The organism is Alteribacillus sp. YIM 98480, from assembly GCF_009765375.1.
GTDB lineage: Bacteria > Bacillota > Bacilli > Bacillales > Marinococcaceae > Alteribacillus.
This window is the reverse complement of sequence record NZ_VTOK01000002.1, coordinates 220581-242172: the sequence shown is the minus strand read 5'-3', so window position 1 is coordinate 242172 and position 21592 is coordinate 220581. Positions and strand designations below refer to the sequence as shown.

Annotated in this window: 26 protein-coding genes and 1 riboswitch; of the genes, 4 read left to right on the top strand and 22 right to left on the bottom strand. The window is 37.7% G+C overall.

Annotated elements, in window-relative coordinates; translation table 11 throughout:
* Window positions 1-22 precede the first annotated feature (22 nt).
* The 16 genes from FZF09_RS03995 to FZF09_RS03920 form a co-directional block, all read right to left on the bottom strand.
* On the bottom strand, window positions 23-1066 hold the full coding sequence (locus FZF09_RS03995) for a FecCD family ABC transporter permease (protein WP_158735284.1): 1044 nt from the start codon (window positions 1064-1066) through the stop codon (window positions 23-25).
* Window positions 1047-2024, bottom strand: a complete 978-nt coding sequence (locus FZF09_RS03990; protein WP_158735283.1) for an ABC transporter substrate-binding protein — start codon at window positions 2022-2024, stop codon at window positions 1047-1049. Before FZF09_RS03990 ends, FZF09_RS03995 begins: the two co-directional genes overlap by 20 nt.
* A 131-nt stretch (window positions 2025-2155) precedes the next feature.
* A riboswitch (cobalamin riboswitch) is annotated at window positions 2156-2354 on the bottom strand.
* A 56-nt stretch (window positions 2355-2410) separates the two neighbouring features.
* Complete coding sequence (locus tag FZF09_RS03985; RefSeq protein ID WP_158735282.1) at window positions 2411-3139, bottom strand: class I SAM-dependent methyltransferase; 729 nt, start codon at window positions 3137-3139, stop codon at window positions 2411-2413.
* A gap of 27 nt (window positions 3140-3166) precedes the next feature.
* Window positions 3167-4954: an ATP-binding protein gene (locus FZF09_RS03980; protein ID WP_158735281.1), complete on the bottom strand. Its 1788-nt coding sequence runs from the start codon at window positions 4952-4954 to the stop codon at window positions 3167-3169.
* Complete coding sequence (locus FZF09_RS03975; RefSeq protein WP_158735280.1) at window positions 4954-5670, bottom strand: response regulator transcription factor; 717 nt, start codon at window positions 5668-5670, stop codon at window positions 4954-4956. The genes FZF09_RS03980 and FZF09_RS03975 overlap by 1 nt, the downstream gene beginning before the upstream one ends.
* An 87-nt stretch (window positions 5671-5757) precedes the next feature.
* On the bottom strand, window positions 5758-6945 hold the full coding sequence (ccsA, locus tag FZF09_RS03970; protein ID WP_158735279.1) for a cytochrome c biogenesis protein CcsA: 1188 nt from the start codon (window positions 6943-6945) through the stop codon (window positions 5758-5760).
* A 23-nt stretch (window positions 6946-6968) separates the two neighbouring features.
* The gene (resB, locus tag FZF09_RS03965; RefSeq protein ID WP_158735278.1) at window positions 6969-8594 is read right to left on the bottom strand and encodes a cytochrome c biogenesis protein ResB; all 1626 of its coding nucleotides are present in this window, start codon (window positions 8592-8594) and stop codon (window positions 6969-6971) included.
* 268 nt (window positions 8595-8862) lie between these two features.
* Entirely contained in the window at window positions 8863-9585 is a 723-nt protein-coding gene (locus FZF09_RS03960) for a pseudouridine synthase (protein WP_158735277.1), read from the bottom strand.
* 54 nt (window positions 9586-9639) lie between these two features.
* Complete coding sequence (locus tag FZF09_RS03955) at window positions 9640-9813, bottom strand: hypothetical protein (protein WP_158735276.1); 174 nt, start codon at window positions 9811-9813, stop codon at window positions 9640-9642.
* A 184-nt stretch (window positions 9814-9997) separates the two neighbouring features.
* A complete protein-coding gene (locus FZF09_RS03950) occupies window positions 9998-10531 on the bottom strand; it encodes a spore maturation protein (RefSeq protein WP_158735275.1) in 534 nt (177 codons plus the stop codon).
* The gene (locus FZF09_RS03945; protein WP_158735274.1) at window positions 10528-11127 is read right to left on the bottom strand and encodes a nucleoside recognition domain-containing protein; all 600 of its coding nucleotides are present in this window, start codon (window positions 11125-11127) and stop codon (window positions 10528-10530) included. The genes FZF09_RS03950 and FZF09_RS03945 overlap by 4 nt, the downstream gene beginning before the upstream one ends.
* Entirely contained in the window at window positions 11127-12263 is a 1137-nt protein-coding gene (locus FZF09_RS03940; RefSeq protein ID WP_158735273.1) for a D-alanyl-D-alanine carboxypeptidase family protein, read from the bottom strand. The genes FZF09_RS03945 and FZF09_RS03940 overlap by 1 nt, the downstream gene beginning before the upstream one ends.
* A gap of 186 nt (window positions 12264-12449) precedes the next feature.
* Complete coding sequence (gene spoVAE / locus FZF09_RS03935; RefSeq protein WP_158735272.1) at window positions 12450-12800, bottom strand: stage V sporulation protein AE; 351 nt, start codon at window positions 12798-12800, stop codon at window positions 12450-12452.
* A 1-nt stretch (window position 12801) separates the two neighbouring features.
* Window positions 12802-13812, bottom strand: a complete 1011-nt coding sequence (gene spoVAD / locus FZF09_RS03930) for a stage V sporulation protein AD (protein WP_158735271.1) — start codon at window positions 13810-13812, stop codon at window positions 12802-12804.
* 3 nt (window positions 13813-13815) lie between these two features.
* The gene (gene spoVAC, locus FZF09_RS03925; protein WP_158735270.1) at window positions 13816-14280 is read right to left on the bottom strand and encodes a stage V sporulation protein AC; all 465 of its coding nucleotides are present in this window, start codon (window positions 14278-14280) and stop codon (window positions 13816-13818) included.
* A gap of 11 nt (window positions 14281-14291) precedes the next feature.
* Window positions 14292-14714, bottom strand: a complete 423-nt coding sequence (locus FZF09_RS03920; protein ID WP_158735269.1) for a hypothetical protein — start codon at window positions 14712-14714, stop codon at window positions 14292-14294.
* A 113-nt stretch (window positions 14715-14827) separates the two neighbouring features.
* Between FZF09_RS03920 and FZF09_RS03915 the strand changes: the two genes are divergently transcribed.
* The 3 genes from FZF09_RS03915 to FZF09_RS03905 all read left to right on the top strand — a co-directional run bounded on the left by FZF09_RS03915 (window position 14828) and on the right by FZF09_RS03905 (window position 16130).
* Window positions 14828-15034 (top strand): hypothetical protein, encoded by a 207-nt coding sequence (locus FZF09_RS03915; protein ID WP_158735268.1) that lies wholly within the window; start codon window positions 14828-14830, stop codon window positions 15032-15034.
* Between the two features lie 61 nt (window positions 15035-15095).
* Window positions 15096-15338 carry a hypothetical protein gene (locus FZF09_RS03910; RefSeq protein WP_158735267.1) on the top strand — a complete coding sequence of 81 codons (243 nt, stop codon included), beginning with the start codon at window positions 15096-15098 and terminating at the stop codon, window positions 15336-15338.
* Between the two features lie 99 nt (window positions 15339-15437).
* On the top strand, window positions 15438-16130 hold the full coding sequence (locus FZF09_RS03905; protein ID WP_158735266.1) for a DUF421 domain-containing protein: 693 nt from the start codon (window positions 15438-15440) through the stop codon (window positions 16128-16130).
* Between the two features lie 144 nt (window positions 16131-16274).
* Here FZF09_RS03905 and scpB read toward each other — a convergent pair whose 3' ends face one another.
* A complete protein-coding gene (gene scpB, locus FZF09_RS03900) occupies window positions 16275-16841 on the bottom strand; it encodes an SMC-Scp complex subunit ScpB (RefSeq protein ID WP_158735265.1) in 567 nt (188 codons plus the stop codon).
* The gene (locus tag FZF09_RS03895) at window positions 16841-17599 is read right to left on the bottom strand and encodes a segregation/condensation protein A (protein ID WP_158735264.1); all 759 of its coding nucleotides are present in this window, start codon (window positions 17597-17599) and stop codon (window positions 16841-16843) included. The genes scpB and FZF09_RS03895 overlap by 1 nt, the downstream gene beginning before the upstream one ends.
* A 181-nt stretch (window positions 17600-17780) precedes the next feature.
* Here FZF09_RS03895 and FZF09_RS03890 point away from each other — a divergent pair, with 181 nt between their 5' ends.
* Entirely contained in the window at window positions 17781-18314 is a 534-nt protein-coding gene (locus tag FZF09_RS03890) for a DUF309 domain-containing protein (RefSeq protein ID WP_158735263.1), read from the top strand.
* A 47-nt stretch (window positions 18315-18361) separates the two neighbouring features.
* Here the strand turns inward: FZF09_RS03890 and FZF09_RS03885 are convergent, their stop codons facing one another.
* The 4 genes from FZF09_RS03885 to ribE form a co-directional block, all read right to left on the bottom strand.
* The gene (locus FZF09_RS03885; protein ID WP_158735262.1) at window positions 18362-18745 is read right to left on the bottom strand and encodes a GNAT family N-acetyltransferase; all 384 of its coding nucleotides are present in this window, start codon (window positions 18743-18745) and stop codon (window positions 18362-18364) included.
* A 412-nt stretch (window positions 18746-19157) separates the two neighbouring features.
* A complete protein-coding gene (gene ribH / locus FZF09_RS03880) occupies window positions 19158-19631 on the bottom strand; it encodes a 6,7-dimethyl-8-ribityllumazine synthase (RefSeq protein ID WP_158735261.1) in 474 nt (157 codons plus the stop codon).
* Between the two features lie 71 nt (window positions 19632-19702).
* Window positions 19703-20911 carry a bifunctional 3,4-dihydroxy-2-butanone-4-phosphate synthase/GTP cyclohydrolase II gene (locus tag FZF09_RS03875; RefSeq protein WP_304503050.1) on the bottom strand — a complete coding sequence of 403 codons (1209 nt, stop codon included), beginning with the start codon at window positions 20909-20911 and terminating at the stop codon, window positions 19703-19705.
* 30 nt (window positions 20912-20941) lie between these two features.
* Window positions 20942-21592, bottom strand: coding sequence for a riboflavin synthase (gene ribE / locus FZF09_RS03870; RefSeq protein WP_158735260.1), 651 nt, complete (start codon window positions 21590-21592; stop codon window positions 20942-20944).

Here is a 21592-nt window from a genome sequence, read left to right as displayed (position 1 = left end):
TCATCACCCCCGGTATGTATGATTATTTCATCCTTTTGCACCGCTCTTGAAACAAAAGAATTCCGAATATTGGCGCTCCAATAATTGCCGTTATAACTCCAATAGGCAATTCTGTCGGAGCAATTATAGTTCGGGCTGCTAAATCGGTTAAAACGAGAAATCCTCCCCCCGCAAAGATCGACATTGGCAAAAGCAGGTTATGGTCGGGGCCAAATATCAGTCGAACCAAATGAGGAACGACTAGTCCAACAAACCCAATTGTTCCAGACACAGAAACAGCTGCACCGGTTAACAGAGAAGCACCAGCTAGAATAGTCATCCTGCGCTTATCCGTATCTACGCCTAACGTTTTTGCCGTTTCCTCTCCAAACACTAATGCATTCAACTCTTTTCTGTTTGCGAACAACAAACCTGCTCCTAATACAAAAAAAGGGACATTTAACCATATATAGTCCCAGCCTTTCATTGCTACACTGCCCATCAGCCACGATACAATCTGCCTTAACTCATCCTCTGTTAAAGCAATGATAAAAGAGATCATTGATCCTAAAAATGAACTAACAATGATACCTGCTAATATAATGGTTTCTGTTGTTAATGATTTTTCTATGAAACGCACAAAGCCCAATAAGAAGAACAAGGTTAGAAATCCAGTAAGTATACTGACAACAGGTAAAGTAAAGCTACCTAAAAGCGGAAGCGACAATCCTAAAAATAATACGAAAACAGCTCCTAAAGCTGCCCCTGAAGACACACCAAGAGTATAGGGATCTGCTAGAGGATTTTTTAACAAACCTTGAAATGCTGCTCCAGCTAAAGCTAGAGATGAGCCAACCAGAGCAGCTAATAGTACGCGCGGCAGCCGTATATTCCATATTATCGCTGCATGCGTTTCATTTATTTCAGCTGGCATATCCAAATTCCATATCGAACGCCATAAAACTTCCGCACTCGTCAAAAAAGGGATGGATAAACTGCCTGCTGAAATACCAATGGTAATACAAACGCATAGAAATACTGCACCGATTAAATAACAAGTGATCGCATTACTGTTCTGAGAATTCATTTGGGTATACCAGCTCAGCTAATTGTTCCGTTCCTTCAGTCAGCCGTGGACCAGGACGACTTACAGTATCATTGTCAATATCATGAATTTCATCGTTTTCAACAGCAGGCACCTGTTCCCACCCTTCCCGTTCCTTGATTTCAGCTGATGGCTCATCTACATAATGTCCGTATGTAGTTATAATCACATCTGGATTATGAGCAACTGCCTCCTCTTCACTATATTGAATCCAGCCTTCTTCCTCTCTAGCTGCGTTTTCTGCGTTAATCGTTTCGAGCATTTCATTTATAAAAGTTCCTTTTCCCGTTGTAAAGATTTCAGGAGGTGGCTGTATTTCTACCCAAACCGTTTTGCGGTCATCCTCCGTTATACTTTCTGCCTGTTCTTCAATTTCAGTTATATCTTCTTTCATATCTGAAATAATCGTTTCTGCTTCTTTTTCTGTTCCGGTAGCTTGTGAAATCATTTCGATGGAGCCATACGCATCTTCAAATGAAGAAGCGTCATTTACGATTAATACATCAATACCAGCCTCTTCAATCTGCTTTAAGCCTTCTTCTGAACCATGAGCCGAAGAGGCGTGTGCTAAAACGAGATCCGGCTCTAATGATAGAAGAGTTTCGACGTCAAACTCCATATCCCCGACGCTTTGTTTTTCTGTGGCTTCTTCTGGGTAATTGCAATAATCTGTTACCCCAACGATCTCATCACCAAGCCCAAGTGCGAATGCTATTTCTGTATTACTTGGCACGAGGCTTACGATACGTTCAGGCTTTTCTTCAATACTCACTTCTTCCCCCATGCCATCTGTTACTTCAATCGGAAAATCTCCAGCTGATTGTTCTTCTTGTTTATTTTCTTCATTCCCATCAGAAGAAGGATTTTCTTCATCCGTCCCGCATGCTGACATAAATAAAATACTAATAGAAGTAAAAATGAATCCTATCCACTTTTTCATAATGTTTCCCCCTTGTATGTACGTAATTGGATACTAAAAAAGCTCCCCTTCAAAAAGGAGAGCGCGGAATGTTCATGATCTTACTGTTACCAGTACAGGTCAGTCATTCGGCCGCACCTTTTCCTCGAAGGTTCATCACCGTGCTTAAAGGCAGGTCTCCTGACTTACGCAAAAATGTTCACCTTCCCGTCCATCTATTAGACAGTGGCATGAAGAACAAATTTTACAGCGTGCGATTACAGTGGCGGGACCGTGCCGGATTTACACCGGACTTCCCTTTTAACATACATTTTCATGTATTCATGTATGACCTTTAGCATGATTTTTTTATTTTACAGTTATTTTTAATTATACATAAAAAAACTTCATATGTAATATATTTTCAGCTAATTTTTTTGGCAGATGAAAATTTGTCTAGGTGAACTCTCACTATCATAAGAAGAAGCATCATAATCACCGAAAAGGTGTAAAACTTTAAAATCATTTCTTTCAAGCATTTTTTTTAAAGCATCTTGTTCGTATAACTTAACACGTTCCTGATATTCTCTTTTTGTGTCGCCTTCTTTTATTGTAATTCGCTTAAAAACAAACTCTGGTGAAACTTCACGTTCTTGGATCACGTGCAGACCATCTTTGATGGATTCATCTTTTGGAACGAGTGTATTTTTAACATAAGCAGGGTTTAAATAATCAAAACAAAACCAGCCCCAGCTTTTTAATGCTTCTGCAGCTCGGGTAAATACAAGTTCATTTTCTGCATCATCCGAAAAGTAGCCAAAACTCGTAAATAAGTTAAAGGCAGCGTCAAACTCCTGCAGCAAAGGCACATCCCTAATGTCTGCTCTCTGATAATGAACGGAAAGGCCGGCAGTTAGATCGATGGCTTTTTTCAATAGAGCTGGTGACAAATCTATTCCGGTTACATGCAGCCCTTTTCTTGCCAGCCACCTTGCATGTCTGCCGTTGCCACAGCATAAATCTATCGCTTTCATCCCTCTTTCAAGCGGTAAATATTTCATGATATGAGTTAGTTCATTTGCTGCTTTTTCTTCGTCTCTATGGTCATAAATACGCAGGTAGTCTTCTTGAAAATGTTCTTCAAACCATGATTTCATAGGTTTCCTCCAAATGTTTATACATTCTTATTCCTTATCTTTTTCTCTTGGAATATAAAAACGAAATGTCGTCCCTTCATGCAGCTTACTGTGAACAGTTATTTCACCGCTATGAGCTTCGACAATATTCTTAGCAATAGCAAGACCTAACCCAGTACCGCCTTTTCCTCTCGTTCTTGCTTTATCTGCTTTATAAAAACGCTCAAACACATACGGCAAGTCTTCTTCTGGTATTCCAGAACCACTATCTTTTATTTCTACCGTTACACCGTTTGCTGAATTATGAATCATTATCTTCACATAGCCGTGTACACTTGTATGGCGTATGGCGTTATGAATAAGGTTGGTCATCACTTGTTCCACACGGTCTGGGTCTAAATATGCTTGTTCAAATTCATTATTTTGGATTAATTTCAGTTCTACCTCTGCCTCTTTAGCTAAACCTTGGAATTTTTTATGAATTCTTTCGCTGAATGATGGTATATGAATCCATTGTTTTTCAAGTTGTATATGACCTGCCTCCATGCGTGCCAGGTCCAGAAGTTCATTAACCAACCTGCCCATTCTCATAGACTCATCATAAATAATACGGCCGATTTCTTTTTTATCTTCTTCGCTAGCCGCAATATCATCGATAATTGCCTCGCTGTAGCCTTGTAGCATAGAAATAGGGGTGCGCAGTTCATGTGATACGTTAGCTATAAAATCTTTACGGAGTTTGTCATGCTGCCTTTCTTCTGTCATATCCCGTATGACCGCCACAATACCTCGTACAAATTGTTTATCATAGAGCGGTGTCATTAGTACGACATAACTTCGACCCTGTACGTCCATTTCTATCATTTGTTCTTGTTCTAATGCCACAACCCTCTGAAACAATTTTTTAACTTCTTTTGGAAGAAGCTCTTTTTCATTGTTTAATTCATGATAGTGTTCATATTGATATGACTGTAAAAAACGGTCTGCCGGCGGATTAGTCACCACTATTGTCCCTTTTCTATCCATTGTGATAACTCCGTCAGCCATACTGCTTAGAATTCTGCTCAATTGCTCTTTCTCTTGGTTTAAAGCAGTTATGTTTTGGTTTAATTCCCGCCTCATTTTATTAAAGGCGTTACCTAATTGACCGATTTCATCATTAGTCAATATCGGGACTTTTGTTTCAAAATTTCCTTTTGCCACTTCTAATGCGAGCTCGCGCATTTTGCGAAGAGGAGCAGTTATTCTAGTAGAAAGAAAAAAAGCAAATACTGTCGTTAAAATAATGGCTATTCCAGCAGATAATAAAATAATTTGTTTTGTTTCTCCGGTTGTATCTTCAATAATAGACAGCGATTGATATAGATATAAAGAACCTGCTTCTCCATCTGTTGTTTCAAACGGCATCCCTACGACAAAAATCTCATTATGGATTTCTTCTCCATCTTCATAGATAGGAAAATCACCGTGAGTTATAACTGATTCATCAGCACTAACAAGAGATAACCTTTCATCTTCTTTAAACAAGGATAGCGGCAGATGAATTTCTGTTTCCGAATTCGAAGATTCCCATTCCTCTCCATTTTGAAAAACAACTACAGTGGTATCATACGAATCTGCAATTTTTTCTACGGTATTAAGCGCTTCGGACGGATTGTCATACTCCTCTAATACAGATACGATAACATTTGCATGATTCGTCAATTGTTCTTCTGCTTCTGTAATATGAAACCGTTCAAAAAATTGCAGCAGCAAGACGGTTAGTATTAAAAGAACAACAAGTACTAATAGTAATATCGTGATCCATAGCTTACCAACGACGCTTCTCCAAAGCATTACTCGTTCACTGCCTCAAATTTATAGCCAACTCCCCATACTGTTGAAATCATATCAGCAGCTTCTTGTGATACTTTACTTAACTTTTCTCTCAACCGTTTAATATGAGTGTCTACGGTTCTCAAATCACCAAAAAAATCATAATTCCAAACATCTTTTAGCAGCTGCTCTCTTGAAAATACTTTATCAGGAGCTTGGGCAAGATATAGCAGTAATTCATATTCTTTTGGGGTTAAGCTAATGATTTCATTGTTAGCTGTTACTCTGTGAGCATCGTTATCTATTGTTAAATGAGGAAATACCAGAACATCCTTTGCCTGTGTTTCTGTTTGAAGAAATTTAGTAGATGAAGAGCGTCTAAGAAGAGCCTTCACCCGTAATATGACTTCTCTTGGACTAAAGGGTTTTACAATATAATCATCCGTACCGACTTCAAATCCTTGAACTCTGTTTGATTCTTCTCCCTTTGCTGTAAGCATAATGACTGGTGTAGCTTTCGACTTTCTTAATTCTTGACAAACCTCTATCCCATCTATACCAGGCATCATTAAATCGAGTAATATGACGTCATAATCATTATTCATTGCTAAATCAAGTGCTTCTTCCCCGTTTTCTGCTTCTTCTACAATATAATCTTCTCTTTCAAGATACATTTTTAATAATCTGCGAATACGTTCTTCATCATCTACGACTAGTACTTTTGCTTCATCTGCCATTTTTCAATCCCCCTGCTGTTCATTTTTTAAACTTACAAAACAGCTGTCCCCTGCATTGCTTTCCAGGAACAGCTATTCTATTATTCATCAAGCATAGGAATGCAAACCAGCTATGACGAGGTTAACAAATATTAAGTTAAACATTATAATAACAAACCCTATTACACAAAGCCAGGCAGATCGTTCGCCGTGCCATCCTTGAGATAATCGAAGGTGCAAATAAGCAGCATAGAAAAGAAAAGTAATTAATGCCCAAACTTCCTTCGGGTCCCAGCCCCAAAACCTTGTCCATGCGATTTGCGCCCAAATCATTGCAAAAATTAAACCACCAAGTGCGAAAACTGGAAACCCTATAGCAATAGCTCGATAGCTCACTTCATCTACCGTGTCTGGATTTATGCCTTTTAAGAGCGGCTGAATTTTGCCGCCGACTGGTTTTCGAAATAATACTCGTAACAATACATACAAAATCAGTCCTGCCCCTAAAGACCAAACAACAGCGTTCGCATCATCACTTCTGAGCCAAGCAGGCATAGAAATCAGCGGCTCCATGGCACCGGAGGTCAGGACCTCCCCTTCATTTGGTCCTAATAGAGGAGGAAGATTATATGTCATTTCTGCTTCATTTCCTGTTTCATTTATATATTGAAATTCAGCTTGATACTGAAACATCGAAAAAATATATCGTACAAGCACAAAACCAATAATGCTTATTAAGCTGTACATAATAAACTCAAGCCAAAACACTTTTTTGTCCCGTTTTGTAAAATCCAATGTCCGAATTAAATAAATAAGGCCAGCCGCAAAACCAATTGACAAAATCCCCTGTCCTAATGCTGTTGTGGTGACATGGATTTTTAACCAATTACTCTGTAAAGCCGGAATGAGCGGCTCCACTTCAGAGGGAAAGACAGAGGCAAAGGCAATAATCAGCATAACAATCGGCATGGTAAACATACCTAGTACATTTGTCTTGTATATAGCATATAAAATAATAAAAGCTAAACTGAGTGCAATCCCTAAGAAAGTTGTATATTCAAACATATTACTAACTGGTGCATGACCGGCCGTCATCCACCTTGTCACAAAATAGCCAAGCGCAAATATAAAACCAATGAGCGTCACGATAAATCCAAATGAACCCCAGCGGTTTCCTTTCATCTCTCCTTGTTTATCACGCCATTTTCTTCCCGTTACTGAAACAGTAAAACAAATAGTAGCGAGCAAATACATAAAAAACGTTATTAATAAGAAATTTCCACTGACTGCTTCCATTCCCGTCATCCCTTCCCTTGTGGTTACCTTTCCTTTTTAGCCTTTTTTGATTGGTCTTCCGGGATTATTAACTCTGTTTCTTCTGCCAATGTTCGAAAGTCTTTTTTTAAGGATTCCCAGTGTTTATTTGCATGACCGGCCATCCAAATTTCCCGGTCTGTTCGTTTAAGCCAAATTCGTCTGTGAGACCAATACGAGCCTTGAATTAAACCTATCATAAAAATAACTCCTCCTGTAATGATGAACGGAAGCGTTAAATCTTTTCGAACTGTTAATGCTGTTACATTTTTTGTATCCACATCGGCAAAACTCATTTCATAATCATTTTCTCCAAACACATCTTCATTCCGCTGTATTCCTACAAAACTGTACTCTCCATCAGGATGTTCAGGGGAAAACATCTGAAATATAAAGGCCGGATTGTCCGGTATACTTGAAACGGTAGATGGTTCCCCATCATCATTAAATTCGAAATTTGGGAAATAAGAATCAATCACTACTTTGTAGCCATCTCCAAGATCGTATTCATCTTGTGGATCAAAAAGGTCAATTTCTATTGTCCCTATACTCTCCCCTGTTTCTCGATTATCAAGCGTAAAAGACATCGTGTTTAATTCATTCAGCTTATAGTCCATTTGGTAGAGCGCAAAGTTATTAAACCGAAGTGGATGGTTCACTCGTATTTCATCTTTCTTAACTTCCTCTAATTCAGGCACCGCCCCAACTGTATCCGTTTTTTCTCTCTCATAAAGTACAGCATTAGTTTGGTAGTTCTGAATGGTCTGTCCGCCTGCTCTTTCCATTGCAGGACCAAAGGTTTCATCATCCTCATCGTAAAGCTCAATGAAAAACTGTTCGTTTTCAATAAAAAATTCTCCATCAGTACCGGGTATTACTTCCGTCTCTCCTTCTCTCACCCATACGATATCGTCTACATACATTCCGGGGAAAAATCGCAGCATTGCACCCGATAAGAAAATTATAAGACCAAGGTGATTAACATACGGTCCCCACCTGGAGAACCTTCCCTTTTCTGCTAGTAAGTTTCCATTTTCTTCTCGAACTTTAAATTTTCTCTTTTCCAGTAACGATTTTGCTTTTATCAACGTTTTGTCTGCTTGTTCAACCTTGCTTCTGCCAAACAAACGCTGTCTTTTCAAAAAAGCATCATTCCGTGTTACTCTTTGATTTTTCAGAGCACGATAAAGGGGGACTACTCTGTCGATACTAGCTATTATAAGAGAAATACCTAGAGAAGCAATTAACGCCATATACCACCAGGATCCATATAAGTTATGAAAACCTAGCGTGTAATACATTTGACCAGCGATGCCATATTCATCTTTGTAGTGTTCAGCCGGGTCTACATTATTTGGTATGTACATTTCCTGCGGAAAAATAGTACCTATTGAAGAAGCAATCAACGTTAATACAATTATCCATATACCTACTTTAACTGAAGAAAAGAAGTTCCAAATTTTATCTACAATCGATTTGTTATAAGTCTGCGACCTTCTGGCTGCTCCTTCATACCGCATGTCCAATAAAGAAGCTTTATTGTCTTTATCTTGCAATGGTTTTCCACAATACTGACATAAATTTGTGCCATATGGGTTTGAATGGCCGCAATCACATTTCACTTCGTTCATAAGAACACCTCGACAAGAAAAACAAGAGCCTTGATGGGTTTCTATCATACCCTCAAAATCTAACGCAGAAAACGGAGCTACCCCCCTCATATCGGGCCGGGAATGAAGACTGCGTATTTAATGGACATCAACGCACTAGTCTTTCTTTTTATAATAAAGCGCGGCTTTTCACCAAGTTCTTATGGCAAAAAACGCAGAGTGGAAAAAATCACTCACTATTTATTATAACTCTGTAATATCGGTTATTATAGACTGCTTTTTATGAAACTTATGTGACAGCACTATCCTTTAACTTTTTTACTTCTACCGGTTTTAAAATACGTTTTTCTCCTGGTTGTAAGTTTCCCAATGTTAAATATCCATACTGTTCTCGCTTTAACTTCTTTACGGGATGACCAACAGCATCAAACATTTTTCGCACCTGCTGATTTCTTCCTTCATGAATAGTAAGCTCGACAATGGAGGAATTCGTTTTTCTATTTGCTGATTTTATTCTAACTTTAGCAGGAGCTGTTTTCTTTCCATCGATTTTCACACCGCTTTTCAATTGCTTTAATGCTTCTTTATCAGGTTTACCTTCGACTTTTGCAATGTATGTTTTGTTAATTTTGTTTTTAGGGTGCATCATTAAATTAGCAAAGTCTCCATCATTAGTAAGAAGCAGCAGGCCTGATGTATCATAGTCGAGCCGGCCTACCGGGAAAATACGCTGCTCTACTTCCTCAAAAAAATCTGTAACTACTTTTCTTCCTTTATCATCCTCGACTGCTGAGATTACTTGTTTAGGCTTATAAAATAAATAGTACACTGGCTCCTCTTTATCAACAGGCACTCCATCTACTTCTACAGTATCTTTATGGGGAGAAACTTTTGTACCTAACTCTCGCACTGTTTTTCCGTTTACTTTTACTCTTCCTTCTTCTATTAATTTTTCTGCTTTGCGTCTGGATGTCACTCCAGCATTCGCAATTACTTTTTGAATTCGTTCCAATGTTTTTCACCTCATTGTCCATCATAACCATCCAAATCTGATTTCACAAGCGTTTTAACAAACCGAGCGCAGGTTTGAAAAAATATTTTTATTATGAAAAATAAGAAAAGCGCAAGCGCCTTGCTCACGAGCGACAAGTCCTGGAGGGGCGGCATATGGAAAGCTGATCTTTGCTTTCCATTGACGAACCGAAGGAAGCTCGAGCGAGTAGGCGCTTGCGCTAGACATGTAAAACGCCAACTATTTATAATTTCTTACCTTTTTAGAAAAACTCTGCATACTGCCGAGTCCTTGTGTGACGGAGCCGTAATTTTATTTATATTTTGCTCCTTTTAGCAAATTTAAAGACCCAAAACGAACCTATTGAGACAGCCTCAAAAAAAATAATCACTTCCAATAACATGGGAAGTGATTATGACCCAAATACAATGGTTACAATGATGATAGAAGCAGCTACTCCAGCGGCGTCCGCCAAGAGACCCACTTTTAATGCGTCTCCCATGTATTTAATACCTGCAGCCCCAAAATAAACAGTCAGTACATATAAGGTAGTATCCGTACTGCCCTGCATAGTAGAAGCTAACCTGCCAATAAATGAATCGGGTCCGTGCTCAGCTAGAAGATCACTCATCATTCCAAGAGCACCTGCTCCTGATATTGGACGAATAAATGCCAACGGGACAATATCAGCCGGTACACCAATAAAGATTAAGAATGGTTTTATTGAACCAAGTAACAGCTCCATAGCCCCAGAAGCTCTAAAAACAGAAATGGCAACCATCATGCCTACCAAATATGGAATTAAAGAAATTGCTAATTGAAATCCGTCTTTTCCGCCTTCCACAAAAGAATCATAAGCAGGAATTTTTTTCACAGCTGCGTGAATCAGTACAGTAAGCAGTAACAAAGGAAGTATCCATAATGAAACCGTACTTATCCAACTCATGAATACTCTTTCCTTTTCCGGAATCTTCTAAAATAGAAATATCTGTCAATGCATAATGCAGCTATAGTAGAACAAGCAGTTGCAAAAATGGTCGTTCCTACAATTTCAGCTGGACTTGCAGAGCCATAATTCATTCTAATAGCAATTACGGTGGTTGGTATTAATGTTAAGCTTGCAGTATTTAAAGCCATTAATGTTATCATTGGACGGCTTGCTTCATCTTTTCCGCCGTTTAATTTCTTTAATTCTTTTATAGCTTTTATTCCCATCGGAGTAGCAGCGTTTCCAAGTCCCATCAGATTTGCGGTAATGTTTGACATAATATATCCCATCGCTGGATGGCCAGCTGGTACGTCAGGGAATAACCGTACAGCAACCGGGCGCAGCAGCTTCGTAAAAATATCCATAAGGCCGCTTTTTCTAGCAATATTCATAATGCCGAGCCAAAAAACCATAATACTAATTAACCCAAAACAAAGAGTAACTGCTTCTTCCGCTCCTGAAAAAATCGCTTCTGAGACGTTTTCCATTCGACCGTTGAACATAGCTGTAATTATTCCAGTTGTCAGCATAAAAATCCAAATGGCATGGACCATCAACCTGTCCCTCCTGTCAACGTCCGAATAAAATCTCCTAATTTATGAAAAAAGCCTTCTTTTTTCACTTGTTCTTTTTCATACATAAGCGGCATGCTGTGAATGAGTGTGTTATCTATATACCACTCTATTTTTCCAGCTGTTGTTACATCCTGACGGTTATGAAAAAAATTATCATTCAACGTTATTTTCTGTTTTAGCTTTTCTTGTTCCCCTTCCATTAACGGATAATAAACAGAATACGGTATAAAAAATGTCCCCTCTTTCATGTCTTTCACATTCATTGTTTCTCTTTTTTTTCCTAATTCTTCTTTTTGGAAGGTAGAAAACCCCCATTCAAACATTGAAATATGATCATTCCAATCGGAGGGAGCATCTAAAGTAACAGCAATTAATGACATATCATCTTTTTGAGCTGTTGAAACAAGCGTTCTTCCAGCTGCTTTTGTATACCCTGTCTTTCCGCCAGTACTATGCTCATACAATGAAGTTAATAATTTATTTTTATTCGTCCAGATTCTATCCCACGCTTCCCCTTCTTGTGGAGCTTTATAACGCTTTGTTTGGGAAATTTCTCTAAATTGTTCATTTTTCATGGCATACTGCATGAGTAAAGCCATATCATAAGCTGTCGAGTAATGATTGTCCCCATCATCTAAGCCGTGCGGATTGGTAAACTGTGTATTTTCCATTCCAATTTGTTCTGCTTTCTCATTCATCATATATATAAAACCGTCTAGACTGCCACCCACGTGTTCAGCAATTGCGACCGCTGCATCGTTACCAGAACGAAGCATTAATCCATATGTTAAATCTTTTAATTTAATGTTTTCTCCGGGTTTTAAAAACAGAGAAGAACCTTCCACTCCAGATGCTTTAGAGCTGACTTTTATTGTATTTTCAAAATCGCCCGATTCTATGGCTAAAATGGAAGTCATAATCTTTGTAATGCTTGCTATTTTGCGCGTTTCATGCTCTTTTTTTCCATACAACACCCGGCCGCTGTCTTGTTCGATCAAAACAGCTGTCCGCCCGGATACACTAACTGCATCTTCATTTTCAGCATTTAGTTTATAAGGAGGCATGCTTGCTGCTAGTACAATCGTTATTACAAACAGTACGAAGAATTTTTTCATTTGCCACCCCGTCTTCCTTGTACAATTTACCTTGTCCACCAAATAACTTTGTTTAAATAGTATGTTTAAATCATTAGAATATGCTCGTCTTAAATAAAAAGAATAAGAGACATCGAATGTGTCACCATAATAACCCAGAAAAAAGCGCCTTCTATTGGTTAAAAACAGAAGACGCTAATTCTTGCCTTACCCTTTTGGTTTAAAACAAAGAGCAGCCAAAAATGAAAAAATGATTGCAGCTGAGATACCTGCACTAGTGACTTCAAAAATTCCAGTAATAACGCCAATAATGCCATGCTGTTCAGCTTCTGCCATAGCACCGTGAACTAGGGAGTTCCCAAAACTAGTAATAGGTACAGTTGCCCCAGCTCCTGCAAAATCAATTAATGGTTCGTATAACCCTACCCCATCTAGAATGGCTCCTCCAACCACTAAAGCGCTCAAGGTATGACCAGGGGGAAGCTTTACGACATCCATTAAGAGCTGGCCAATAACACAAATTATTCCTCCAACGATAAAAGCCCAGAAAAACATCATGTTAATTCTGTCCCCTTTCAATAGAGACAGCATGCGCAATACATGGAATCGATTCTTTTTGCTGATATGAAAGAGGGCTTAATAAAGCTCCCGTCGCTACCACTAACATTTTATTTATCTCCTTATCTTTCATGCGATTAAGTAAATGTCCATAAACAACAGCTGCTGAGCACCCTGACCCGCTAGCTCCTGCCTGTACATTTTGATCTTCGTTATAAATCAAAAGTCCGCAATCAATACATTGGTCATCTGTTACCATTACTCCCTTTTGCTGCAGCAATTCTTTCATTAAAGGTAAGCCGACGCTTCCTAAATCTCCGGTTACTATATAGTCGTAATAGGAAGGATCTCTGTTTAAATCAGTACAATGCGCTTCAATCGTGTCAGCTGCTGCGGGTGCCATCGCACCTCCCATGTTAAATGGATCAGTCAAACCCATATCTACTACTTTTCCAATCGTAGCAGATGTTACTTTTGGTCCTGTACCTGCTTTACCAATTACTGCTGCTCCGGAAGCTGTCACTGTCCATTGTGAAGTAGGCGGTTTTTGCGCCCCGTATTCAGTAGGATAACGAAATTGCTTTTCTACTGCTGCATTATGGCTCGCTGAACCTGTTAAAATATAGTCCGCGCCGCCTTTGTCAACAATAAAGCTTCCTAATGCAAGCCCTTCCATTGACGTAGAACACGCACCAAATAAACCTATATAAGGAATTGCGAGAGACCGGCATGCAAAACTAGTAGCCGTTATTTGGTTTATTAAGTCTCCAGCAAACACAAATTGCATATCTTCTGGTTTCTTATTAATTTTTGACAAAGAAGCATACGCTGCTTCTTCCATTAATTTCGTTTGGGCTTTTTCAAATGAGTCTTCGGACATCCAAATATCAGAAAAAAGGTGATCAAAATCTCTTCCTAAATTACCTTCCGCTTCAAATGGACCACCTATTGTCCCGGTTGATAAAATGACCGGTGAATTATTAAATGTCCAAGACTGGCTCCCTTGCAGCATTTTTTATCCTCCAATCTGTATCCAAAGTGTTTTAATAAGAGCAATAACAAACGCTGCCGTCGTACCAAACACAATAACAGGGCCAGCTAATTTAAACATATTGGACCCGATCCCAAAAACTGGTCCTTCTGTTCTGTATTCAATGGCTGCACTAGCCATGGCATTGGCAAATCCGGTCACGGGTACAGCTGACCCAGCACCAGCAAACTGTGCAAATTTATCGTATATGCCAAAACCTGTAAGTAATACTGCAATTAAAATTAATACTGCTATCGTTGGATTACCTGCAGTTTGCTCGTTAAAATCAAAATTGTATAAAAAGAAATTTTGTATAGCCTGGCCTGCTATACATATCAATCCTCCAATAAAAAATGCTTTAATACAGTTGGCTACTACCGGGCGTTTAGGTTCATCTTTAGAAGCAAATTTTTGATATGTTGTTTTTAAATCTTCTTTTTGCTGGCTCATAACAACCACCGTTATCCTTTCATGAATTCTTCAATTTTAGTTAAACGCTGCTCCCTTTCTTTTTTCTTCATTTTTATAGCGGACATATCTTTATTTAAATTTTGCAACTCCAGCATTGCTTTTTTATCTGTAGAAAAATGTATATTATAATCAGGCCATCGTTTCGATAATCGGTCATAACCTGTTTTTCTTACTGATTCAAGTTGAAATCTGTCCATTTGTTTCACTTCTGCTGCGGCATATAACTTTTTACCGCTTGTTATGGCAACAGCTGTTGTTATTGGTTCTAATTCTTCTAATAGCTCTTCTGCTTCATGCGTTTCTTTATTAATAATACGTGTTGGCTCAGGAGATTCATGTTGTTGACAACCTGCAGCATATACCAAAAAAATACTCGTCAATAATATCACTTTTAATCCTGAACTTTTTTGCATTTTTTCTTTCCTCCCTCAATGCCTGCCTTTATAGTATGAAATAGGGTAATCTATTTTATTTACATCTTTGTATGTCAATTTTTGGTTTTTACTTGAAAGGTATGGTGATTTTTATGAAAGACATTGCCTTACATGGTTTACTGGCTCTATTTATAGGATGTAATTTCACCATTTTGTTATTTGTTTTATTTCATGTAAGAAAAATAGCAAAACTCCAAGCACATTTAGAAATACAACTGCAAACTTTACATAAAAACAAAGAAATTCAGGATAATAAAGAGCTAAAAGAAGAAATGCGCCATCATCTTCATATGCAATAGAGATGTTGTTTACAAACAAACAAAATCTCCCCATCCAAGAGCGATCGAAGAAACTCCTGGAATGGTTTCATACAATATTGAAACCATCTATAAAACGTTTACTGCGGAAAAAGCAAAAGGGATGGAAGAGTTTTTTAATTACTACAATGAATACGTCGAAGTATTTTGGAAAACTTCTAATGGTCAAATAAAAAAAGTTTTTCGAGCAAATTCAAATAAGGGCTTTAGTGAAAGAGAACAGATTACTTCAGCCTCAGTGCAGCTATTAAATAAACTCGATCGTCATCTCGCCTTTTTCCTCTAAAAACTAGGCGGGATATTTTATTATTACTATTTTTAGAAGGGTAATAATTTATAGATAAGCCATACTAAAAAAAGCATAACTGACAACAGGAGGACAGCTATGCAATCTACTAATTTTTTACATTTAACTTTTGAACTAATTATTGGTTTTTTTGCTTTGCTTGTAATCACGAAAATACTTGGGAAAACGCAGATTAACCAGTTAACGCCTTTTGATTTCATCTCTGCCCTTGTCCTTGGTGAGTTAGTCGGTAATGCTATATATGATCGAGAAATTGGCCTCCATTACGTCCTCTATGCCATAGTTTTGTGGGCATTGCTTATTGGCACGATTGAAACCATTACTCAAAAACAAAAGAAGACGAGGAGTCTGCTTGAAGGTAAACCTTCTATAGTTATTAGAAAAGGAAAGCTTGATTATGAGGCAATGAAAAAAAATAAACTCGATTTAAATCAGCTTCAGCATTTGTTGAGAGATAGGGATGTATTCAGTCTGCAAGATGTACACTACGCTATATTAGAAGCAAACGGCACTGTTAATGTACTTAAAACTTCGGAGGCTTCCACCCCTACAAATAAGCAGTGGATGACCGAATCTCCTCCACAGCCTGAATTACCATTGGCGCTTATTTTAGATGGGGAATGGATAGAGGATAATATTATGGAAACAAGCGTTTCCAAAGAACAAATCCTTCAGCATATTTACTCAAGAAATATTCCTGAAATAAATCGAATACTTTACGCAGAATGGAATGGTTCGTTTCCTTTATTTATTCAAACTTATGATTCGTAATGGAGAGCTGTCCGTTATGATATGTATTCCAAGTCATGTGAACTATTTACATGTACATTACTAACACTGATTGGTTCAGCAAGGATACAAAAATCGCCTTCTGTTCATGTTTATAAACAGCTAAGGCGATTTTATTGACAAAAACTATTTTAAAGCATCAAAAAACAGGTCAGCTTCTTCGGTTACATCATGCTCTTCTACATCATCTAAAGTTGGCAGCTCATCTAATGAGGAAAGATCAAAATATTCTAGAAATCGATCGGTAGTGTTATAAAGTTTTGGCCGGCCAATGCTTTGCGCTCTTCCAGAATCAGTTATTAATACTTTATTTATTAATGTTTGAATCGCTTTTTCCGATTTCACACCACGTATATCATCAATTTCTGTTCTTGTAATGGGTTGATTGTACGCTATAATTGCAAGCGTTTCTAAAGAGGCCTGGGACAATTTACCTCTTTCCGGAACAGATGCTAACGCTTCAATAAATGGAGCTGTTTTTTCATTTGTTACAAGCTGATATTTATTTCCATTTATTTTGACCTCTAGTCCTAGCAAATTGTTCTGAATTCTGTCTTTACAAACAGATAATTGTTTCTCTGCTTCTTGTTCTGAAACACCTAATGTCCGTGCTGCTTCTTCTAGTTTTAAACCTTCATCTCCACAAACATATAAAAGGCCTTCTATTACGGCTTGCATTTCTAATTCTTCCATTAATAAGCCGCCTCCTCTATATATTCCACCTTGATATCTTCAAAATTAGCCGCTTGTATACATGTTACCTTCCTATGTTTCATTAGCTCTAATACGGCTAAAAAGGTAGCGACAATATGAGGCTTCTCACGGGTTAAAAACAAGTCATAAAATTTTATTTCTCCCTGTTTTTTTTCTAAAATATGTACAATATCTTCCATTTTTTCTTCAATTGAAATTTCTTCCGCTTTAACAGTAGTCACTTGAGAAGAAGATACTCGGATTCTTTTTTGCAGATTTTGATAAGCTTCAAGCATATCAAATAAAGTTAAACCTTCCGGTAATGAACTTTCTTTTTCCGAGGAATCATCGTTATCTTGATGATGTACTGTAGGAGCTTTAGCATAATAAGAGCTTGCTGCTTTTTCTTTTTCTTTTAAGTGATAAGCAGCTTCTTTATATTTCTTATACTTCACTAGCCTGCTTAATAGTTCTTCTCTCGGATCTTCTTCTATGTCTACAGGATCTTCTTCACTATATTCTGAGTCTTGCGGCAGAAGCATTTTGCTTTTAATTTCTAACAATGTCGCAGCCATAACTAAATATTCACTAGCAACATCAAGTTCAAGCTCCTGCATGGTCTGTACATATTCACAGTATTGTTCCGTAATAACAGCCACCGGTATATTATAAATATCAACTTCTGCTTGATGAATTAAATGCAATAAAAGGTCTAGTGGTCCCTCGAAGCTGTCGATTTTAACGTTGTAACGCTTCATTTTTAACCCCCGCAATGTAAACGATAATTCTTATGTACTGATTCTAGAAAAAATTATACCATATACACTGTTAAAATCCTGTTACCTATTTTTTTATGTAAGATTAGATATTACGTTCTTGAATATGTTACACTAGGAAATGTTATGCACAGTAAACCGGTATGGAAAGAAGGTACGGACTATGTATCCTGAAGCATACATTCAATATTTAATACAATTTCATGGTTATAGAGATTTTTTTGAATGTCACGAAATTCTTGAAGAACATTGGAAAGAAAAAGAGGTTCGAAATCGGGACAAATACTGGGTAGGTTTAATTCAAGTGGCTGTCGGCCTTTATCATCATAGAAGAGAAAATTGGCGCGGAGCTCGAAAAACATTTCAAAATGCCCGGAGTATAATACAAGAAAATGAAACTTCTCTACAACAGTTAGGTCTTGATACAAGCCGATTAATTCAATTAATTGATGAAAGACTTTCTGACCTTTTACTCCATAAGGGCTACACTGATATGAACCTTCCTATTACGGATACAGCATTAATTGAACAATGCAGACAGGAATGCGAAGCGAATCAAGTAACATGGTTAGCTGACAGTGACCTTGATGATCCGTATATTATTCACCGTCATATTTTACGAGACCGGACAAGTGTCACAGAAGAACGGCTTCATCAGAAATTATTAAGAGAGCAAAAAAAGCTGTCCCGGAGTTAATTACGGAACAGCTTTTTTTATAATGAAAAGCTTGGAATAACCTGCTCTTACCCGCTCACTTCATCTGTTTGTTTATTCTTTTCATTGTCTTCTATACATGCTCCTAAAAACTCTATGGTTTCATCACAGCCAATAAGATCTCCATCTAATCTTTCTTTCATCGTTAACACCATTTTTCTGCCGATTCCTTCATCCCGATAAGATGGATTTACACATAGGTGTTGTAATCTCGCTGTATTGTCTTCATAAAAATAAAGACCAAGTACACCGATAATATCATCAGCTTCTTTCCACAAATATAACTGCCACTGTTCGTTTTCTTCATAGTTTCTTATTGTTTCCTGTAATTTCTTAACGTCCTTTTCTTCAGGCATATAAGAGAGCAATCCCATGGCAATTTTTTTATAGGCTGATTTGAATTTAATAAACATACTGATCATCCCTTATTTTTGAGAGAAGTTTATTGCCAAACAATAATTTGTAATTGCTTTTCTCTCATTATACTTCAAATCATATTTATGAAAAGAGGTTGCGGAGCAATAAAATATTTCTTTGCACTTTTTATCTTCGCCAACCATATCAATATTTTATACAAATTTCTTGGTAAATTTCGCCCAATTTTATAGTATTTATTTTTATAAAGAGTAAAAAGCTTATACCATCCCACATGACATAGAAGAAACATGACAGATAAACCGTCATGTTTTTTTATTTCCCTGTTCAATCGTTATAATTATTGGTAAACAGCAGAAGAAAAACTACAGCGTTCTAAGTACAGAACACATACGAATGCCGCCGGTAGCACAAGGCGGCAAGTCGAGTTTTAAATGTGTTATTTATAGTCTACTCTTTTTTTATGTTTTTATCAAGATTCGCCATTTCAATTGCTGCTAAAGCTGCTTCTGCACCTTTATTTCCTGCTTTTGTCCCAGCTCTTTCTATGGCTTGTTCAATGGTATTCGTCGTTAATACACCAAAAATGACTGGTAGTCCTTTTTCTAACGATAAGTTTCCTACCCCTTTTGCAACTTCCCCGCAAACATAATCAAAGTGTGGTGTCGATCCTTTAATGACCGTTCCTAACGTAATAATTGCATCATATTTGCCGGTTTCGGCCATTTTTTTTGCAGCATATGGAATTTCAAAAGCTCCAGGTACCCATGCGACATCAATATCCGTTTCATCCAATCCGTGACGTTTTAACGCATCTTCAGCTCCGCTTACAAGTTTACTCGTAATAAATTCATTAAATCTTCCTGCTGCAATCCCTACTTTTAAACCGGTTCCTACAAGGGTTCCTTCATAAATATTTGCCATTGTCAAACTCCTTTATTTTTTAAATAGCTACTTTCGTTCTACAATGTTGTTAAAGCAAGCTGTACATTAAATTAAAAATGAAGCATATGTCCTAATTTAGTATACTTTGTTCGTAAATATCTTTCATTTTCCTTGTTATAAGGAAGCTGTAATGCTACTCGTTCGACAACTTCAAGACCATATCCTTTTAGTCCTGTAATTTTTCTTGGATTATTTGTAAGAAGCTTCATTTTAGATATACCAAGGTCTCTTAAAACCTGAGCTCCTATTCCATAATCCCGTAAGTCAGGTTTAAACCCGAGTTTTTCATTAGCTTCTACTGTATCATACCCTTCTTCTTGAAGCTGATAAGCTTTCATTTTATTAATGAGGCCAATTCCGCGTCCTTCTTGCCTCATATATAATAATATGCCGGTTCCCTCTTTTTCAATTTGCTGCAATGCAGCTTGAAGCTGAGGTCCGCAGTCACAGCGATGGGAACCAAATACATCTCCAGTCAAGCATTCTGAATGCACACGAACAAGTGTCGGTTCATTCGGGCGAAGCTGTCCTTTCACAAGAGCAATACTTTCTTTATCATCAACAACAGATGTATATCCAATCGCTTTAAAGTCGCCATAGTCGGTAGGGAGTTTAATTTCTGCTTCTCGTTTGACAAGTTTATCCTTTTTATGTCTGTATTGAATGAGATCTTTTATAGTTACCATTTTTAAATCGTGCTTATCTGCAATTACTTTTAAATCTGGTACTCTTGCCATTTCTCCATTATCTTTAATAATTTCGCAAATAACGCCTGCTGGTTCAGAGCCTGCTAATCTAGCTAGATCGATAGCCGCCTCTGTGTGACCTGCTCTTCGAAGGACACCGCCATTTTTTGCTACTAAAGGAAAGACATGACCCGGCCGTTTGAAATCATGGCTTTTACTCTCCGGATGCAGTAATGCCTTAATCGTATCTGCCCGTTCATGAGCAGAAATTCCAGTAGTCGTAGAATTGTGGTCTACACTCACTGTAAAGGCAGTTCCATGGGGGTCTGTATTATGGTCCACCATTGGAACAAGCTCTAATTCCTGAGCTCTTTTTTCCAAAATAGGAGTACAAACAAGTCCACGACCATGTGTAATCATAAAATTAATTGTTTCTGGTGTCACTTTTTCAGCAAGAGCCACAAAGTCACCTTCATTTTCACGATCTTCATCATCACACACAATTACTACCTTACCTTGCATCAAATCATATATTGCTTCTTCGATTGGGTCAAACACGCGGTCCTCTGCCATTTTTTCATCCCTTCTTTCCCCTAATGTTTATTACATAAAACCATTATCTTTTAATGTTTCCGCCGTTATATTTTCAGTTGTTTTTTGACGGGTATTTAACAATTTTTCAGTATATTTCATCAGCATATCTGCTTCAATATTCACAGGGTCTCCGATCTTTTTATCACTTAAAATCGTTTCTTGCCACGTGTGGGGAATAATGGAAATAGTTAAAATGCTATTTTCATCATCAGCTCCAAATACAGTCAGGCTTATACCATCCACTGCGACTGATCCTTTCACCATGACGTATGTCATGATCTGTCTAGGAAGCTCAATATCAATATAATAAGCATTTTCGTATGGAGTAATGGAACGGATCGTACCCGTTGTGTCAACATGCCCTGTAACAAAATGTCCTCCAAATCTGCCATCAAAAGACATTGCCCGTTCAAGATTTACTTTAGCCCCTTCTGAGAGCATCCTTAAACTGGTGGATTTTATTGTTTCAGGCATAACATCCACAGTGAAATAATTTGATTGGAAGGAAGTAACCGTTAAACACACACCGTTAACTGAAATACTGTCACCAAGACGTATACCATCCATAATAGTGTTAGCTTCAATGGTTAAAATCATAGCCTCATCGGTTTCCTCGATTTTTTTAATAGCGGCTTTTTCTTCTATAATCCCTGTAAACAA

Excerpts from the sequence above, each read along its gene's own strand:
- FZF09_RS03990 (WP_158735283.1), bottom strand. The coding sequence starts at position 2,024 with ATGAAAAAGTGGATAGGATTCATTTTTACTTCTATTAGTATTTTATTT.
- FZF09_RS03905 (WP_158735266.1), top strand. The coding sequence starts at position 15,438 with ATGCAATCTACTAATTTTTTACATTTAACTTTTGAACTAATTATTGGT.
- FZF09_RS03915 (WP_158735268.1), top strand. The coding sequence starts at position 14,828 with ATGAAAGACATTGCCTTACATGGTTTACTGGCTCTATTTATAGGATGT.
- FZF09_RS03885 (WP_158735262.1), bottom strand. The coding sequence starts at position 18,745 with ATGTTTATTAAATTCAAATCAGCCTATAAAAAAATTGCCATGGGATTG.
- FZF09_RS03985 (WP_158735282.1), bottom strand. The coding sequence starts at position 3,139 with ATGAAATCATGGTTTGAAGAACATTTTCAAGAAGACTACCTGCGTATT.
- FZF09_RS03895 (WP_158735264.1), bottom strand. The coding sequence starts at position 17,599 with ATGAAGCGTTACAACGTTAAAATCGACAGCTTCGAGGGACCACTAGAC.
- FZF09_RS03890 (WP_158735263.1), top strand. The coding sequence starts at position 17,781 with ATGTATCCTGAAGCATACATTCAATATTTAATACAATTTCATGGTTAT.
- spoVAE (WP_158735272.1), bottom strand. The coding sequence starts at position 12,800 with ATGATGTTTTTCTGGGCTTTTATCGTTGGAGGAATAATTTGTGTTATT.
- spoVAC (WP_158735270.1), bottom strand. The coding sequence starts at position 14,280 with ATGAGCCAGCAAAAAGAAGATTTAAAAACAACATATCAAAAATTTGCT.
- FZF09_RS03875 (WP_304503050.1), bottom strand. The coding sequence starts at position 20,911 with ATGGCAGAGGACCGCGTGTTTGACCCAATCGAAGAAGCAATATATGAT.
- ribH (WP_158735261.1), bottom strand. The coding sequence starts at position 19,631 with ATGGCAAATATTTATGAAGGAACCCTTGTAGGAACCGGTTTAAAAGTA.
- resB (WP_158735278.1), bottom strand. The coding sequence starts at position 8,594 with ATGAACGAAGTGAAATGTGATTGCGGCCATTCAAACCCATATGGCACA.
- ccsA (WP_158735279.1), bottom strand. The coding sequence starts at position 6,945 with ATGGAAGCAGTCAGTGGAAATTTCTTATTAATAACGTTTTTTATGTAT.
- FZF09_RS03955 (WP_158735276.1), bottom strand. The coding sequence starts at position 9,813 with ATGTCTAGCGCAAGCGCCTACTCGCTCGAGCTTCCTTCGGTTCGTCAA.
- FZF09_RS03975 (WP_158735280.1), bottom strand. The coding sequence starts at position 5,670 with ATGGCAGATGAAGCAAAAGTACTAGTCGTAGATGATGAAGAACGTATT.
- FZF09_RS03940 (WP_158735273.1), bottom strand. The coding sequence starts at position 12,263 with ATGAAAAAATTCTTCGTACTGTTTGTAATAACGATTGTACTAGCAGCA.
- FZF09_RS03980 (WP_158735281.1), bottom strand. The coding sequence starts at position 4,954 with ATGCTTTGGAGAAGCGTCGTTGGTAAGCTATGGATCACGATATTACTA.
- FZF09_RS03995 (WP_158735284.1), bottom strand. The coding sequence starts at position 1,066 with ATGAATTCTCAGAACAGTAATGCGATCACTTGTTATTTAATCGGTGCA.
- scpB (WP_158735265.1), bottom strand. The coding sequence starts at position 16,841 with ATGGAAGAATTAGAAATGCAAGCCGTAATAGAAGGCCTTTTATATGTT.
- FZF09_RS03920 (WP_158735269.1), bottom strand. The coding sequence starts at position 14,714 with ATGCAAAAAAGTTCAGGATTAAAAGTGATATTATTGACGAGTATTTTT.
- spoVAD (WP_158735271.1), bottom strand. The coding sequence starts at position 13,812 with ATGCTGCAAGGGAGCCAGTCTTGGACATTTAATAATTCACCGGTCATT.
- FZF09_RS03910 (WP_158735267.1), top strand. The coding sequence starts at position 15,096 with ATGGTTTCATACAATATTGAAACCATCTATAAAACGTTTACTGCGGAA.
- FZF09_RS03945 (WP_158735274.1), bottom strand. The coding sequence starts at position 11,127 with ATGGTCCATGCCATTTGGATTTTTATGCTGACAACTGGAATAATTACA.
- FZF09_RS03950 (WP_158735275.1), bottom strand. The coding sequence starts at position 10,531 with ATGAGTTGGATAAGTACGGTTTCATTATGGATACTTCCTTTGTTACTG.